The organism is bacterium (assembly GCA_026129405.1).
Taxonomy (GTDB): domain Bacteria; phylum Desulfobacterota; class Binatia; order DP-6; family DP-6; genus JAHCID01.
On sequence record JAHCID010000001.1, the window covers coordinates 1,259,986 to 1,275,223 of the forward strand.

The following is a 15,238-nucleotide window of genomic DNA, read 5'->3' on the forward strand; positions in this document are numbered from 1 at the left end:
CCCAGCGCGGACGCATGCAGGATTTCGAGCAGGCGCTCCGCGAGCGTGGGCTCAAGTCCACCTCGCAGCGCGACGACATCGCCAAGATCTTCTTCCAGACCGAGAAGCACCTCTCGGTCGAGGAGCTGCACGCCGCGGTGAAGAAGGTGAATCCGCGCGTCGGCTACGCCACCGTCTACCGCACCCTGAAGCTCCTCAAGGAGTGCGGGCTCGCCGACGAGCGACACTTCGACGACGGCCAGGCGCGCTACGAGCCGGCCGCCGCCGAGCACCAGCACCACGACCACATCATCTGCGAGCGCTGCGGCAAGATCGTCGAGTTCAACAGCGAGGAGCTCGAGAAGCTCCAGGACCGCATCGCGCGCTTCCTCGGCTTCGTGGTGAGCCGCCACCGCATGGAGCTGTACGGCATCTGCGCCGAGTGCCGTGAAGGCCGGCGCGGCGTTGTGCCCGCCCGCACGAAGTCCGGCGTCCACCAGGTCTGACGCTCACGGTACGGCGACGGCGGGGCTGCCGTCGCCCGCCGGCCACACGCCGCGGTCCGTGCTGCGGCCGCCGTCCAGCACCACCCAGCTCTGCGCGCCCAGGTGCGGCAGCACGCGTGCGGCGGCGGCGAGCGCGGCGGCATCGTCGCCCGCGACGACCGCGAGCGGCGCGCCGTTCGCGCGTCGCAGCGTGAAGGCGCGCGCGCTGCCGCGGCCCGCGACCTCCTTCGGGATCGGCGGGAGGCCTGCGACCGCGAGCGTCCTGGTGATCGCGGCGGTGTCGCCGACGAGGAGCGCGGGACCCGCCGGCAGCGTGGCGACGGGCGACGCCTCGCGCTCGAGGAGGGCGCGTGCCACGGCGACCGCGGCGTCACGCGCGGTGGCGTCGCCGACCACGACGGCCGCCGCCGCCGGGTCGAACGCGACCGCGCGCAGCACGGGCGGCACGGCGTCGGCGGGGAGATGGCGGTACAGGCGCAGCGCGGGATCCAGGACCACCCGGCGCGCGCTTGCCGCGGTGGGGATCGCGACCGGCGTGTGCTCGCCGTCGACGCGGGCGAGACGCGAGGCCGCGCCGGTGTCCGTCTCGACGGCGAGCGGAACTCCGAGCGCGTACGGCGGCGGGGTCTGCCCGAGCGTGAGCGCGACGCCGTCCGGCGTGCGTCGCACGTCGCGCGCGGCGAGCGTCGGCGCCCCGGGCCGGTCCACCCACTGCGCGAAGAAGTCGCCCAGCGGCATGCCGGCGGCGGCGCCGAACGCGGCCGCGAGGTCGTGCCACGTCGCCGCGCCGAAGCGGTGGACGGTCCAGAAACGGCGGATGCCGTCGGCGAACGCGTCGGCGCCGATCGTGTCGCGCAGCATGGCGAAGACGAACGCGGCCTTGTGGTAGCCGGTCGCCTGCGACGCCGTGTGCCGGCGGCCGCGAAAGTCGCGCAGCGGGCGATCGTCGGCGGCGGGCAGGATCGCGAGCTCGCGCAGCCAGCGCAGGCGCAGGTCGCGCGCCGCGGCGGCGCCCTGGCGCTCGACGAAGGTGTAATCGGCCATGAACGTCGTGAGCCCCTCGGCCCAGTTGCCGCCGTCGCCGACGCGCACCCCGTTGCCCCACCAGGCGTGCAGCACCTCGTGCCCGAGCGATGTGTCGGGGATGAAGGGGAGGCCGATCACGCGCACGCCGAGATACGTGAGACCGGGAAAGCCGAGGCCGAGCGGCAGCGGTCCGGAGACGACGTCGAACCGACGATAGGGATAGGAGCCGATCCAGCCGCCGTAGAGGTCGAGATAGCCGGCGACCTTGGCGAGGTACGTGTCGGCGACGCCCGCGACCTCCGGATGGAGCCAGGTTCGCAGCACGATCGCGCCGTGCCGGCGCGCGGCGACGACGTAGGGGCCGACGAACAGCGCGAGGTCGTCGCCCGGGTGCTCGCTGGTGAAGACCGTGGCGTCGCGGCCGTCGCGTGTCGCGTGATCGTCCAGGCGGCCCGGGGCGACGGCACGCAGGGGTGCGGGCACCGTCGCCGAGAGGCGCCAGGCGAAGGGCGCGTCGGGCAGCGGATGCCACGTACCCGGCGGCAGGTAGGCGTCGGTCGGTCCGGCGACCGGCGCGTCGCCGTCGGCACCCTTGAGCGTGCCCAGCGCCGTGCGGTAGCGGACGACGAGCGAATGCGTCCCGGCGGGAACGGGGATCGTGAGCGTTGCGCCGGCGGCCGGCTCGACGTCGAGCACGGCGCCGTCGCGGGTTACGGCGTCGACGCTGACCGCGGCGGGTATCGTGAGGCGCGTCGGGGCGGGTCCCGTCGCCGTGAGCCGCACGGTGCCCTCGATGCGGCGCGCAGCGGGGTCGACGTCCGCCTGCACATCGATGCGCGGCGCCGCCGCGGCCGGCGTGGCGAGCAGCGCCAGGAGGAGGGCGAGGCGCCGGATCACGACGCCGGCCCGAAGCGCGCGACGAGCGTCTGCGTGCGCCCGCCGCGCCGTACGTCGAGCGGCAGCCACGTTCCCGGGGCCAGGCCCTCGACGATCGTGCGCAAGGCGCTCGGCTGCGGCGTCACGGCGCCGGCCGCCGCGACGATCACGTCGCCCGGCCGCAGGCCGGCCGCCGCCGCGACGCTGCCTGCCTCCACGCGCACGACGCGTACGCCGCCGTCGCCCGGCGCCAGCTCGATGCCGAGCCGCGGCGGCGCCGGCTCGGCGCTAGGGGCGATGCCGAAGACCCAGTCGGCGACGTCGGGCGCGAGCCGCCCGCAGTCGCGCTCGACGTCCCAGGGGATCAGTACGACCACGTCGCGCTCGCCCAGGGCGGCGAGCTGGTGCGGCACGCCGAAGCCGCGCTCGAGATGGCCGCTGCCCATGACGCCGACCACGACGGCGTCGGGATATGCGGCGGCGGCCGCGGCGAGCGCTTCGGCGAGGGCCCGGTCCCAGGTGAGCTGGGCTTCGACGAAGCGCCGGGCCGCGGCGGGATCGGGGTCGGCCGCGTGTCCGTGCGCGCCGAACGTCTCCGCCAGCGTCGCGGCGTAGGCCGGCGCCGCAGGGGCGGGCGTCCCGAGACCCTCGCGCTCGGCGTCGGGGATCGCCTCCCAGCCCTCGCGCGCGACGCGGCCGACGAGCGCGCGCTCGACGTTGAGGGCCACCATCGGCAGGCGGTTCGCGCGCGCCAGCTCGAAGAGCGGCAGGTAGAGCCGAGCCGGGAATCCCCAGACGCGATCCCAGTCGACGTCGGCGAGGAACCTCGGGGCGTCGAGCCCGCCTGCGATCCAGCGATCGAGGACCGGCTGCGCGCGCCGTGGGAACATCTCGAAGCCGACGACGACGTGCCGCCGTCGCGCCAGCAGGCCTGCGATCACCTGGGCCTGCCAGCGATGGTGCGCCATGCGGTCGTGGTGCTCGCCGAGCAGGACGATCCGTGCCCGCGCCGCCTGCGCGAGGACGTCGGGGCCCGGCGTCGCACGACGGTCGCGCGGGCGGAGCCACGTGGCGGCGTCGACGCCGGGCCCCGTCGACTCGGGCGCGGGCGGTCGCGGCGCCCGACAGGCGGCGACGCCGACGAGCGCCGCGAGCAGGACGGGGAGGGCGCGCGGCATCGCGTCGAGGATCGTCCGCGCGCCGGCGCGACGCCAGCGGCCGCTCAGCGTGGGGCGGTGGCCCAGCGGCTCGGCGGCATGCCGAAGCGACGGGCGAAGACGCGGCTGAAGTACGCCGGGTCGGCGAAGCCGGCGGCGAGCGCGGCCTCCTTCACCGAGGTGCCGCGGCGGAGCAGGAAGCAGGCGCGGTCGAGCTGGATGTTGCGGCGCAGGGCGGTGAAGCGCTCGCCCGTGACCCGGCGGATGACCGTCGAGACGTGACTCGGGCTGTAGCCGAGCGCGCGTGCCAGCTCACCCAGCGTCACCTGGCCGTCCAGGTGGCGCGCGAGGTAGTCCTGCACGGCGTCGTCGACCCGGGGACGCATCTCGACCGGCGCAGCCACGAGCCGGGCGAGGTCGGCCCAGACGTCGTCGAGCCGCGCCGCCAGGGAGGCGAGCCCGCCGTCTGCGCAATCGCCCTCGAGCGCGGCGAGGTCGCGGCTCGCGGCTTCGAGCCGCGCGCGCACGGCCGCGGGAAGCTCGGCGTCGGGCGCAAGGAGGATCGCCTCGACCATGGACGCTGCGGCGCGGGCCGCGGCGCGCACATCGGTGTGCGCGCGGGCCAGGGCGGTGGAAGCGATGCGACCCGCGCCGAGTACCTCGGCGGCGTCGCGGCAGCGCAGAGCCTGCGACAGGCGAGCGACGGTCGAGCGCGCGAAGCTCCAGGGCGGCATGGGCCCGGCATCAATACTGAAATTGGTTTTCAGTTTCAACGGTGTTCTTGTACGGGCCGCGGCCGGAGAGGCGGATGCCGTGCGGGCTGCGTGGTCGGACGCCCGGGCGAAGAAAATCCAATCGATGTTCCGTTTCATCCCTTGTCGACAAAGGCACGTTATTGAAAATGGTTTTCACTTTCAACCGGGGGATTCGGATGATGATGGAGCGCCTCGATGTACCGTCCGCGGCGGCGGCCCTGCTGGCGGATGCCGCCTCACTGGGTCCGGTACGGGCCATCCTGCGAAGCTGTAGCGGCTTCGTGGAGCTCTTCTGCTCGGCCGATGCCTTCGAGGTGCATGGGGGATGGCTCCACGTGCGCCAGCCCACGGCCCATCTGCACGTTCAGGTCCCGGCCCTGGCCGCGGCAGCCTTCCACGACGCCGGCGACGAGGCGCATCCTGGCCGGCCGTCCCTGTGGTTGCTCGGTCGCTGCGGGGCTCCCTGCCTCCTCCTGATCCTCGACCAGACCGAGGGCGAGGCGCGCGCGCGCCAGGAGACCGCGTTCCAGGCGCTGCGGGCGCGATGGGGCACGCAGGTGGCCTTCCACGGCGGCGACGCGCCGGCTGAGGACCGCCTCCTCCACTGATCATGCGGCGAGGAGCGGAGACGATGGCAGAGCCGTGTGACGGCGGGCCCGAGGCGCGTGATGCGCGGTGCGACTGCGGCAATCTCCTGGCGCGGCTGACGGATCGGGGCGTCGAGGTGAAGTGCCGACGCTGCAAGCGCATCGTCGTGATTCCCATCGAAGCAGCCAGCGAACGACCAACCGTCGCCCGCCGCAGCACTTGACCGTGCGGCCGCCGATGGGCGATCGCACCCGACCCACCGTCCCGGGCTGCCGCGTCCGGGCGGGCGTTGCCGGCCACTCCACTCCACTCGATCGATCGGAGAACACCTGATGCCTCGCTTCCTCCCGCTCACCACCGCGCTCGCGCTGCTCCTCGCCGTCGTCGCCGCTGCGCCGGCGGCGACACTGGTTCTCGACCACGAGACACCCGGAGCCGCCTGGGACGGGATCGTCGACGGCTTCCCCGGGCTGGTCCCGAAGGACGGCAATCCCGACTTCGGCCAGAACCCGCTCTCGGTGGTGCTAAAGGGCGACGTGACCGAGGTGCGCTCCGTCATGGAGTTCCCGCTCGCGTCCCTCGCCGACGTGGCGGCGGACGACATCGTGGCCGTGACGCTGCGCTTCAACGTGGACGACGTGCTCTCCACGCTCGGCCCCGGCACCGAGCTGAGCGGGAAGGCCGCGAGCAGCATCCGCGTCTACTTCTATGCCGGGGACGGCGTCGCGCTGACGTCGGACTTCAAGAACACGAACGAGGGATTCACGACGGTGAGCATCGGCGGGAACATCACCGACGCCACCCTGAAGCAGACGGGTGCCGTGTTCTTCGAGGTCGATGCCCGCGCCCGGCTGGTGCAGGCGCTGGCCGAGGGCAGCACGCACCTCGGCGTCCTCTGGCGCACGACCGACAGCCCCACCGGCACCTCGCTCGACGACGGCCGGGGCGGCTCGGCGTCGGGTGAGCCGAGCGAGACGTCCGCCGGCTCGAAGATGCCGCAGCTCATCATCGAGGTGAACGAGCAGCCCCCGCCGGGTTGCGGCAACGGCGTCCCCGATCCCGGCGAGACCTGCGACGACGGCAACACCGACGACGGGGACTGCTGCAGCCGCCGCTGCCAGCTCGAGAGCGCCGGCAGCGCGTGCAGCGACGGCGACGCCTGCACCACCGGCGACGTCTGCGACGGCGCCGGCGTCTGCGTCCCCGGCGGCCCGACCGTGTGCGACGACGGCAGCATCTGCACCGCGGACGCGTGCGATCCCGCGACCGGCTGCACGAACACGCCCACCAACGAGGGCGAGAGCTGCGACGACGGCAGCGTCTGCACCACCGGCGACGCCTGCACCACGGGCGTGTGCTTCGGCACGCCGATCACCGGCACGTGCGACGACGGCAACGCCTGCACCAGCGGCGACGTCTGCACGGGAGGCATCTGCGTCGGCGAGCCGCTGTGCGGCAACGGCGTGGTCGAGCCGTCCTGCGACGAGGAGTGCGACGACGGCAACCGCGTCTCGGTGGACGGCTGCTCGGACGTCTGCCGCTACGACTCGCTGCTCGGCGGCACCAAGCCGATGGAGTGCCTCGTGAGCATCGCCTTCGGCCTGCCCGTGCGTGACGGGTCGGGCAACATCGCCACGAAGCAGATCTGCACCGACAACGATCCCGCCTGCGACGCCGATCCCACCGAGGGCGTCTGCGGCTTCGACGTCGGCGTGTGCCTCGGCGTCGCCGATGCGCGGCTGCCGGCCTGCTCGGCCACGCCGAGCCTCGCGCCGGCGGTGCGCAAGCCGGGACGCTCGAAGCGCGATCGCGCGAACCGCGAGCGCCTCGACGCCGCGCTCGCGAGCGTCAGCTCGCCCGGCTGCACCGCGCCGGTGCGCATCGACGTGCCGCTGCGCAAGAAGGGGAAGAAGCTGCGCCCCGGCAAGACGAAGCTCGTCGTCCGCGCCAAGCCCGCCGGCGGCAAGCCGGACAAGGACACGGTAGTCCTCGGGTGCCTGCCGGCCTCTTGATCCGCAGCGTCCGTGCGAGCGTCGTCGTGATCGCCCTGGTGACCGTCGTGGCGGCGCAGACGCCGCCGGCGCCGGACGACACCGGGACGCGCACGAAGCCGTCGCCGGCGCGGGAGGACGTGCTGACGCCCCCGTCGCCGGACGACGCCGGCCTCGCTCCGGAGCCCGAGGTCGGTCCCGCCGACGACGAGCCGGTGTCCGCGCACCCGCGCTCGCCCGAGGACGCGGAGTCCGTCCTCGCCACGCCGCTCGCCGAGGTCGTCGTCACCGGCACGAAGATGGCCACCGAGCAGTGGGAGGCGACGGTCCCGACGCAGGTGATCTCCAAAGAGCGGATCGAGAACACCGCCACCATCGACCTGCAGGACGTGCTCGGCGAGATCCCGGGCATCTACGTCCGGCGCAACGAGCAGTTCGGCCTCGGCGCCAGCACCGTGCGCATGCAGGGCGCCGATCCGAACAAGGTCGCGATCCTCACCGACGGCCGCCGCTTCCGCGGCGGCATCGACGGGGTCGTCGACCTGCGCGACATCCCCGCCAACAACGTCGAGCGGGTCGAGATCATCCGCGGTCCGGCCTCGAGCCTCTACGGCAGCGACGCGATGGCGGGCGTGATCAACATCATCACGCGCCAGGGCGGCCCGGTGCCGACCGCCGACGGCGTGGCGTCGTGGGGCTCGTTCGATCGCCAGTTCTATGCCGTGAGCCACGGCTGGCAGCTCGGGCCGGTGCGCTACTTCCTCTCGGGCCTGCACGACGAGTTCAAGCTCTTCGAGCAGTTCGGCGACGTCAGCGCGCAGTTCTCGGGCGAGAACGAGAACGAGCTGCAGAAGCGCGACCAGGTGAACCTGCGCCTCGACTGGGACGCCGCGCCCGAGCACGGCTTCACCTTCTTCCCGTCGTTCCAGCAGCAGACGAACCCCGAGAGCAAGAACCGCAACTGGATCCTCGGCGGCGAGTGGCGCTGGGACACCGGGCCCGGGGCCCGTCTCACCACCTGGGCGAACCGCTACGCCTTCGATCGCCACAACGACCTCGTCGGCTTCCAGGAGGACTCGAAGTACGTCGACTGGGAGGCCGAGTCGCGCTGGGCGAAGGAGCTGGGGCCGTGGAGCGGGCTGTGGGACAGCCATCTCGTCACGGTCGGCTCGCGCGGTCGCTACCAGACGCTCGATCAGACGACGGAGGTCGTCCACGACGAGAACGGAGGTGAGCTGAGGCCGCACGTCGACCAGAGCGTCTGGCAGGTGAGCCCGTTCCTCCAGTCCGACGTGCTGCTGTCGGAGCAATGGAGCCTGCTCGTCGGCTCGAGCTTCGACGTGCACGAAGGCTACGGGCTCGACGTCAATCCGCGTGCGACGGTGACCTACCGTCCGGCGTGGTGGACGCGCCTCTCGGCCACGGTCGGCCGCGGCTTCCGGGCCCCGGATCTGACCCAGCTCTACGGCGTCGACGTCAACGCCGGCGGCCTCTACGCGCTGCTCGGCAACCCGGACCTCCAGCCGGAGACCGACCTCGCGTTCCAGCTCGAGGCCCAGTTCCGCTTCCGGGGCTTCGACGGCTTCCTCACCCTGTTCCGGCACCAGTTCTCGGATCTGATCGGCTTCGAGCTGGTGAACGTCTGCCAGCGTCCCGGCATCCCGCCCGGCTGCCGTCCCGACCCGGCGCCGTTTCTCGGCTCCGGCCTGCGCTTCCAGACGCAGAACTTCGCCAAGGCGATCACGCAGGGCCTCGAGCTGGGCTTCGAGGTGTCGATTCCCCAGCTCCTCGAGATCGAGACCGAGCACGACGTACGACCGGGCTTCGGCTACGCCTTCCTCGACACCGAGAACCAGAACGGCATCCCCGGCGAGGACGGCAACGATCTGCCGTTCCGCCCGCGCAACCGCGTGCTGCCGTCGCTCGGCTACGTCCACAAGCGCTACGGCATTGCCGCCCGCATCTGGGGCGAGTACGAGGACGACGCTTTCACCGACGTGGCGAACAGCGAGGACTTCATCGCCCGCAATCACTGGCTCTGGAACTTCAAGGTGACGCTCTATCCGTTCAACTGGATCCCCGACGGCGGCCCCAAGCAGCTCGCGGCGGCGATCGGCATCGGCCGGCACTTCGCGTTCTTCGTGCAGGGCGAGAACGTCTTCGACCAGGAGTTCGGCCCCGTCACCGCGGGCGGCCGGCTCGCCGGCCCGGCCGCCTACCTCTTCGGCGTCCAGGGCAAGTACTGACGAGCCTCGACGAAAGGAGATGCGCATGACGCACCGGGAGTTCTTCGACGCCTTGCGGGGCTTCTCCCCCCTGCGCGTGATCTCGCCGGCCGGGCCGAGCCTCTTCGAAGCCATCTGCGACTTCGACGCCTACGGCATCGCCGAGGGGCATCTGAACGCGATCACCGACGCCTATCACTGGCACATCGCGCTGGCGCGCTTCGGCCACGTGCGCTCGCACGACGAGGTGCACGCGCGCTCCGGGCGCCGGGTCCTCTACTTCGCGCTGCGCGAGACCGCGAGCGCGGATCCCTTCCTGCTCATCTACCTCTATCGCGGCAAACGCGAAGAGCTCGACGGACCGCGCCTGGCGCGGTTCACGCTGCTGCACGGCGTGCTCGGCGGCGGTGCGGAGGTGTCGTCATGAAGCTCGTGTCCCTTTCGTTCGCGCTGCTCGCCGCTGCGAGCGGCGCGCTCGCCGCCGGCGCGCCCATGCGCGTCGCGACGCTCGTTCCCTACGTCGCCGACGCGCTCGTCGAGATCGGCGGCAACGTCGACGTGGTCGCCTCGGTGCGCCGGAGCATGCACGAGACGCCCGATCCGAAGCGGCTCGACCTCGGCAACCCGCACAATCCCAACATCGAGAAGCTCGTCGAGGCGCGGCCGACGCTCGTCGTCGCCGACGCGCAGATGCACGGCGCGCGCCGCGACGACCTCGCGCGCGGCGGCGCCGAGGTGCTGCTCGTCGAGTCGGACACCCTCGACCACACCTTCGAGGGCCTGCTGCTCGTCGGCCGGAAGGTCGGCGCGGAGCCCAGGATGGCGGCGCTCGTCGAGACCGCGAAGAGGGGCGTCACCGATGCGGCGCTGCCGAAGCGCACGCCGGCGCTGGTGCTCTTCGGTGCCCCGGGCTCGTTCCTCGTGGTCTCGAATCGCACCTGGATCGGCGATCTCGCGTCGCAGGTCGGCTACGACAACGTCGGGGCGGCGGTGAGCGGCAGCGAGCGCTTCCCCGGCTTCGTCCAGGTGAGCGACGAGGTGCTCGCGGGCATGCGGCCCGAGGTGGTGATGCTGGTGGCGCACGGCGATCCCGAGGCCATCCGCACCGCGTTCACGCAGCGCCTCGAGGGCGGCGGGCCGTGGGCCGGGCTGCGCGGCGCCGCGACCGGCGGCGTGCACGTCCTGCCCTCGGCGATGTTCTCCATCAACCCGGGCCTCGCCATGCCGGAGGCGGCGAAGCACCTCCACGATCTGGCGGCGCCGAAGGTGGGAGCCGCTCGTTGAGACGAGCGTACGCCACCGTCCGCCAGATCTTCCTGCGGCTGCGGGACCGGCCCGGCTTCTGGACGCTCGTCCTGGCCGGACTGCTCGCCGTCGCGGTCGTCCTCGGCGGCGCGCTCGGCGCGGCCAACGTGCCGCTCGCCGAGCTGCCGGCCGCACTCGTCGACCCGGCGCATCCGGCGTACGCCGTCCTCTGGAGCGTGCGGCTGCCGCGAGTCGTCAACGGTGCGCTCGTCGGTGCCGCGCTCGGCGTCGCGGGCGCGCTCATGCAGGCCGCGGTACGCAACCCGCTCGCCGACCCCGGCCTCCTCGGCGTCACGGCCGGCGCCGGTCTCGGCGGCCTGCTCGCGATCGTCCTCCGACCGCAGCATCCGTCGCTCCTGCCCGTGGCGGCGTTCGTCGGCGGGCTCCTCGCCGTCGCGACCCTCCTGACCGCGGCGTGGGGTGGGGGCCGCGTCACCGGGCCGCTGCGCATCGTGCTCTCGGGCGTCGCCGTGCAGGCGATCCTGTTCGCGATGATCTCGCTGGTGACCTTCTTCTTCGCCGATCGCGCGCCGGCGTTCGTCTCGTTCACGATCGGCTCGCTGAACGGCGTGGGCTGGGACAAGGTGCTCCTCATCCTCGGCCCGGTCGTGGTCGGCTGCGGCCTGGCGCTGCTCTCGACGCGGACGCTGAACCTCATGCTGCTCGACGACGACAGCGCCGGCGGCGTCGGGCTCGCGGTGCGGCGCGCGCGCGTCGGTGCGTCGTGCCTCGCGGCGCTCCTCGCCGCGGGCGCGGCGTCGGTGGCGGGGCTCGTCGGCTTCGTGGGGCTCGTCATCCCGAACTGGGTGCGCGTGCTCGTCGGGCCGGACCATCGCGTCCTGCTGCCGCTGTGCGTCCTCGGCGGCGCGGCCCTCGTGGTCTTCGCCGACACGGCGGCGCGCATGGTGGCGGCGCCGCTCGAGCTGCCGGTGGGCGCGCTGCTGGCGCTCGTCGGCGGTCCGTACTTCCTGTTCGTGCTGTGGAGAAAGCTGGCGTGAGCGCGCCCGCGAGCGCTGCGCCGGCGCCGGTGATGGCGCTGCGCAACGTGCACGTGCGGCATCCGACCGCCGAGCGCGACGCCCTGCGCGACCTGTCGCTCGCCGTGCGTCGCGGCGAGATCCTGGCGCTGGTGGGGCCGAACGGCTCCGGCAAGTCGACGGCGCTCGCGACGCTCGGCCGCGCGCTCGAGCCGCGGCTCGGCCGCGTCGAGCTCGACGGCGACGACGCCGCGCGCCTCGGCACGCGTGCGTTCGCGCTGCGCGTCGCGCGCCTGCCGCAGCAGCCCGCGTGTCCCGAGGGCCTCACCGTGAGCGAGCTCGTGCGCAGCGGACGGCACGCGCACCGCGGCTTCCTCGAGCCGCTGCGCGAGCACGACCTCGCGGCGGCGCGCGAGGCCATGCGGGCGGTCGACGTCCTCGACCTGCGCCACCGCAAGATGGAGACGCTGTCCGGCGGCGAGCGCCGGCGCGCCTGGCTCGCCATGGTGCTCTGTCAGGAGGCGCCGCTGCTGCTGCTCGACGAACCGACGGCGGCCCTCGACCTGCGCCACCAGCGCGAGCTGCTGGTGCTGATGCGCCACCTGCGCGACGTCCGGCAGGTGACGATCGTCGTCGTGCTCCACGACCTCGAGCACGCGGCCTGGGTGGCCGATCGCGTCGCGGTGATGCACCGCGGCCGTCTCTACGCGGCGGGTGCGCCCGACCGCGTCATTCGCGACGACATGCTGCGCGACGTCTTCGGCGTCGAGGCCCGCGTCGCCCGCGACGGCGACGATCTCGTCGTACGCGTCCTCGGGTCTTGCGACCCCCTGCGCTTCCTCTAGGAGAACCCCATGCTGCTGAAGAAGGCCTTCACGTCCGGCGCCGCTCCGATGCCCACCGAGTTCCTCGAGTGGCAGGTGAAGCTGCGGCACTGGACCATGCTGAACCGCCACGGCTCGCCCCACGTCGGCGTCGCGCCGATCGTGTCGGTGCAGCAGCCCGGCGTCGGGCCGGGCGTCACCATGCACTCGATCATCTGCGGGCTGCTCCCGCACCCCGATCGGCTCGACGCGAAGACGAAGGAGTTCCGCGCCCTGTACGAGTCGCACGCCGAAGAGGGGGCGCGCGGCATCTACGACGCGGGCATCGAGTATCTGAAGGGCTACTACGAGACCGCAGCCGACTTCGACGCCTACAGCATCACCTCGCTGCTGCACAAAGACGCGGCCGTGGTGCAGGCGCTGCGCGCGAATCCGAGCTGCGCGCTCCTGTTCTACGTCTTCGACCTCGACGACCGCACCGAGGAGGGGCGGTTCCGCTGTCTCCAGCTGAACTGCCAGGCCGAGGTCCACGACGGCGGGCCGCTGTTCGACAACGTCTGGTGGCACAACGCGGTCTTCCACGGAAAGCTCGACGACCAGGTCATGCTCCGCTTCCTGCATCGGAGCACGTACGACACCCGTTTCGGCGGCCTCGAGGCGGTCGAGGGGTGACGATGCGCGGGGGGAACCGCGCGCGCGGCACGTCGGCGCAGCTCGAGATCGTCGGCGGCGGTGCGGAAGGCACCGTGCTGGCGGCGTGGCTCGCGCGGTGGGGCATCCGCGTGCGCGTCCACGGCGTCGTGCTGGCCGGTTCGGGCGAAGAGAGACGCACGACCAATCGCACCAGGAGGGAACGATGACGACGATCGGACGATGGACGACCCTGCTCGCGGCGGCATGCCTCGCGGGCACGGTGAACGCCGGTACGGTGGTGCTCGACGGCTCCACCGGCGCCGACTACGACTCGGTGGGCGACGGCTGGTTCTTCGCGGGCATGGACCCGTCGACCCCGCCGGACGGCACCGGCGACGCCGGCGAGCAGCCGCTCGGTGTGGCGCTGATCGAGAACGTGCTCGAGCTGCGGGCGATGGCGGAGTTCCCGCTCGAGCCCCTGGCCGAGGTGGATCCGGACGACATCACGAGCGCCACCCTCACCGTCACCATCGACGACGTGCTCACCACCTTCGGGCCGGGCGCGACCTTCGACGGCACGGCCGCCGACGAGATACAGGCGTTCGCCTACGTCGGCGACGGCATCGTGACCACGGCCGACTTCGCACCGCCCGCGAGCTCGCCGATCGGCGCGATCCTGCCGGGCGTGGTCACCGACGCCACGCTGCAGGAGACGGGCGCGCTGTCGTTCGACCTCGACGTGACGGACGTGCTGAAGGCCATGCTCGCCGGCGGCGCCCCCGCCTTCGGCGTGCTCCTCGCGACCGACGACTCGCCGACCGGCACCTCGCTCGACGACGTCTCGCCGCCGGGCGTGGCGGGCGGACGGCTGCCCTTCCTGACGATCGAGGTCGCCGGTCTCGAGACCACGACCACCACCACCTCGACGACGACCACCACCGAGCCCACGGAGACGACGACCACCACCTCGACCTCGACGACCGAGCCCACGGTCACGACGACCACCACCTCGACGACCACGACCACCGAGATCGAGGCGACGACCACCACCTCGACGGCAGCACCGCCGACCACGACGTCGACCACCCTGCCGCCGTCCTGCGGCAGCGGCGCGACGCTCGCCTCGATCGGGTGCCGCGTGGGCGACCTCGGCGACGCGATCGCCGGCTCTCCCGATCTCGGCGCCGCCGCTCCGAAGCTCCAGAAGCAGCTCGGCAAGATCGAGGGGTTGCTGGAGAAGGCACGGGCCGCGATCGACGCGGGCAACCGCAAGCAGGCGCGCTCGCTGTTGCGCAAGATCAGCACCCGCTACCGGGCGCTGGGCAAGCCGCTGCGCTCGCTGAAGGGGCGCAAGACCATCCCGGCCGAGCTGCGCAACCAGCTCCTGGCCGTGATCACGGCGCTGGCCAACGATACGAAGGCCCTGGCGAAGAGCCTCTGACCGCTGCCCGTGGGCCGGGACGCGCACGGCGTCCCGGCCCACGGGTGACAACCCGCGGCGGCCCGGGCTACGGTCCCGGCCCATGGAAGCCGACTCCCTCCTCGTCACTCGGGACGGGCCGGTGGTGACGCTCACCATCAACCGGCCCGAGCAGCGCAACCCGCTCGGCGAGCCCGGCGACGGCGACCGCTTCGCCGCCGCGGCTGCCCGCATCAACGCCGACCGTGAGGTCCGCTGCGTGGTCCTCACCGGCGCGGGCTCCGCCTTCTCCGCCGGCGGCAACCTGAAGGCGATGCGCGATCGCGGCGGGCCGTTCGCAGGGCCGGGCGTCCACGTCCGCGACGGCTACCGCCACAACATCCACCGCATGGTGCGGGCGCTGTGGACGCTCGAGGTGCCGATGATCGCGGCCGTGAACGGGCCCGCCATCGGCCTCGGCAACGACGTCGCCTGTCTCGCCGACACGCGCATCGCCGCCGAGTCGGCGGTCTTCGGCGCGACCTTCCTGCGCGTCGGCCTGGTGCCCGGCGACGGCGGCGCCTGGCTGCTGCCGCGGGTGCTCGGCATGGCACGGGCCGCCGAGCTGCTCTACACGGCCGACACCATCGACGCCGAGACGGCGCTCGCGTGGGGCCTCGTCAGCCGGGTCGTGCCGGGCGAGATACTGATGGGCGAGGCCCGGGCGCTCGCCGCCCGCATCTGCCGCCAGCCGCCCGACGTGCTGCGCATGACGAAGCGCCTGCTGCGCGAGGGCGTGACCCAGACGTTCGACGCGATCATGGAGCTGTCGGCGTCGATGCAGGCGCTGGCCCACCACACCGAGGACCATCGCGAGGCCGTCGCGGCGTTCTTCGAGAAGCGCGAGCCCCGCTTCCAGGGCCGCTGAGCGGCCGCCCGCGTTGCTTTCCCCGGCCGAGCGGCCGGGCTAACCAGGAGGACCGGTCCCGTTCCGGAG

At 73.0% G+C, this 15,238-nt stretch carries 15 protein-coding genes; 12 read left to right on the top strand and 3 right to left on the bottom strand.

Translation table 11 applies throughout. From position 1 onward, the window contains the following. Positions 1-14: 14 nt before the first annotated feature. The gene (locus KIT14_05750) at positions 15-485 is read left to right on the top strand and encodes a transcriptional repressor (GenBank protein ID MCW5890039.1); all 471 of its coding nucleotides are present in this window, start codon (positions 15-17) and stop codon (positions 483-485) included. A gap of 3 nt (positions 486-488) precedes the next feature. Here KIT14_05750 and KIT14_05755 read toward each other — a convergent pair whose 3' ends face one another. From KIT14_05755 to KIT14_05765, 3 genes are read right to left on the bottom strand one after another with little or no spacing between them, the layout of a single operon-like run. Further along, positions 489-2,408: a M1 family peptidase gene (locus KIT14_05755; protein MCW5890040.1), complete on the bottom strand. Its 1,920-nt coding sequence runs from the start codon at positions 2,406-2,408 to the stop codon at positions 489-491. Beyond that, a complete protein-coding gene (locus tag KIT14_05760) occupies positions 2,405-3,565 on the bottom strand; it encodes a ChaN family lipoprotein (protein MCW5890041.1) in 1,161 nt (386 codons plus the stop codon). The genes KIT14_05755 and KIT14_05760 overlap by 4 nt, the downstream gene beginning before the upstream one ends. A 44-nt stretch (positions 3,566-3,609) precedes the next feature. Next, positions 3,610-4,416, bottom strand: a complete 807-nt coding sequence (locus tag KIT14_05765) for a helix-turn-helix transcriptional regulator (GenBank protein MCW5890042.1) — start codon at positions 4,414-4,416, stop codon at positions 3,610-3,612. A gap of 59 nt (positions 4,417-4,475) precedes the next feature. On the opposite strand from KIT14_05765, the gene KIT14_05770 reads away from it, so the two are divergent. The 11 genes from KIT14_05770 to KIT14_05820 all read left to right on the top strand — a co-directional run bounded on the left by KIT14_05770 (position 4,476) and on the right by KIT14_05820 (position 15,169). Continuing rightward, positions 4,476-4,907 carry a hypothetical protein gene (locus KIT14_05770; GenBank protein ID MCW5890043.1) on the top strand — a complete coding sequence of 144 codons (432 nt, stop codon included), beginning with the start codon at positions 4,476-4,478 and terminating at the stop codon, positions 4,905-4,907. A gap of 312 nt (positions 4,908-5,219) precedes the next feature. Continuing rightward, positions 5,220-6,899: a DUF4215 domain-containing protein gene (locus KIT14_05775; GenBank protein ID MCW5890044.1), complete on the top strand. Its 1,680-nt coding sequence runs from the start codon at positions 5,220-5,222 to the stop codon at positions 6,897-6,899. Continuing rightward, the gene (locus KIT14_05780; protein ID MCW5890045.1) at positions 6,881-9,124 is read left to right on the top strand and encodes a TonB-dependent receptor; all 2,244 of its coding nucleotides are present in this window, start codon (positions 6,881-6,883) and stop codon (positions 9,122-9,124) included. Before KIT14_05775 ends, KIT14_05780 begins: the two co-directional genes overlap by 19 nt. A 25-nt stretch (positions 9,125-9,149) precedes the next feature. Next, positions 9,150-9,530 carry a hypothetical protein gene (locus KIT14_05785; protein MCW5890046.1) on the top strand — a complete coding sequence of 127 codons (381 nt, stop codon included), beginning with the start codon at positions 9,150-9,152 and terminating at the stop codon, positions 9,528-9,530. Further along, positions 9,527-10,387 (top strand): ABC transporter substrate-binding protein, encoded by an 861-nt coding sequence (locus tag KIT14_05790; GenBank protein MCW5890047.1) that lies wholly within the window; start codon positions 9,527-9,529, stop codon positions 10,385-10,387. Before KIT14_05785 ends, KIT14_05790 begins: the two co-directional genes overlap by 4 nt. Continuing rightward, on the top strand, positions 10,384-11,406 hold the full coding sequence (locus tag KIT14_05795) for an iron ABC transporter permease (GenBank protein ID MCW5890048.1): 1,023 nt from the start codon (positions 10,384-10,386) through the stop codon (positions 11,404-11,406). Before KIT14_05790 ends, KIT14_05795 begins: the two co-directional genes overlap by 4 nt. After that, entirely contained in the window at positions 11,403-12,230 is an 828-nt protein-coding gene (locus tag KIT14_05800) for an ABC transporter ATP-binding protein (GenBank protein MCW5890049.1), read from the top strand. The genes KIT14_05795 and KIT14_05800 overlap by 4 nt, the downstream gene beginning before the upstream one ends. 9 nt (positions 12,231-12,239) lie before the next feature. Further along, complete coding sequence (locus KIT14_05805; protein ID MCW5890050.1) at positions 12,240-12,881, top strand: hypothetical protein; 642 nt, start codon at positions 12,240-12,242, stop codon at positions 12,879-12,881. Next, positions 12,878-13,069: a hypothetical protein gene (locus tag KIT14_05810; GenBank protein ID MCW5890051.1), complete on the top strand. Its 192-nt coding sequence runs from the start codon at positions 12,878-12,880 to the stop codon at positions 13,067-13,069. The genes KIT14_05805 and KIT14_05810 overlap by 4 nt, the downstream gene beginning before the upstream one ends. Continuing rightward, positions 13,066-14,283 carry a hypothetical protein gene (locus KIT14_05815; GenBank protein MCW5890052.1) on the top strand — a complete coding sequence of 406 codons (1,218 nt, stop codon included), beginning with the start codon at positions 13,066-13,068 and terminating at the stop codon, positions 14,281-14,283. Before KIT14_05810 ends, KIT14_05815 begins: the two co-directional genes overlap by 4 nt. 82 nt (positions 14,284-14,365) lie before the next feature. After that, positions 14,366-15,169, top strand: coding sequence for a crotonase/enoyl-CoA hydratase family protein (locus KIT14_05820; GenBank protein MCW5890053.1), 804 nt, complete (start codon positions 14,366-14,368; stop codon positions 15,167-15,169). Positions 15,170-15,238: the final 69 nt, after the last annotated feature.

Bases quoted from the DNA above. Each gene is read 5' to 3' on its own strand.
- KIT14_05760 (MCW5890041.1), bottom strand. From the start codon at position 3,565: ATGCCGCGCGCCCTCCCCGTCCTGCTCGCGGCGCTCGTCGGCGTCGCC.
- KIT14_05805 (MCW5890050.1), top strand. From the start codon at position 12,240: ATGCTGCTGAAGAAGGCCTTCACGTCCGGCGCCGCTCCGATGCCCACC.
- KIT14_05775 (MCW5890044.1), top strand. From the start codon at position 5,220: ATGCCTCGCTTCCTCCCGCTCACCACCGCGCTCGCGCTGCTCCTCGCC.
- KIT14_05785 (MCW5890046.1), top strand. From the start codon at position 9,150: ATGACGCACCGGGAGTTCTTCGACGCCTTGCGGGGCTTCTCCCCCCTG.
- KIT14_05790 (MCW5890047.1), top strand. From the start codon at position 9,527: ATGAAGCTCGTGTCCCTTTCGTTCGCGCTGCTCGCCGCTGCGAGCGGC.
- KIT14_05750 (MCW5890039.1), top strand. From the start codon at position 15: ATGCAGGATTTCGAGCAGGCGCTCCGCGAGCGTGGGCTCAAGTCCACC.
- KIT14_05765 (MCW5890042.1), bottom strand. From the start codon at position 4,416: ATGAAACGGAACATCGATTGGATTTTCTTCGCCCGGGCGTCCGACCAC.
- KIT14_05815 (MCW5890052.1), top strand. From the start codon at position 13,066: ATGACGACGATCGGACGATGGACGACCCTGCTCGCGGCGGCATGCCTC.
- KIT14_05770 (MCW5890043.1), top strand. From the start codon at position 4,476: ATGATGATGGAGCGCCTCGATGTACCGTCCGCGGCGGCGGCCCTGCTG.
- KIT14_05820 (MCW5890053.1), top strand. From the start codon at position 14,366: ATGGAAGCCGACTCCCTCCTCGTCACTCGGGACGGGCCGGTGGTGACG.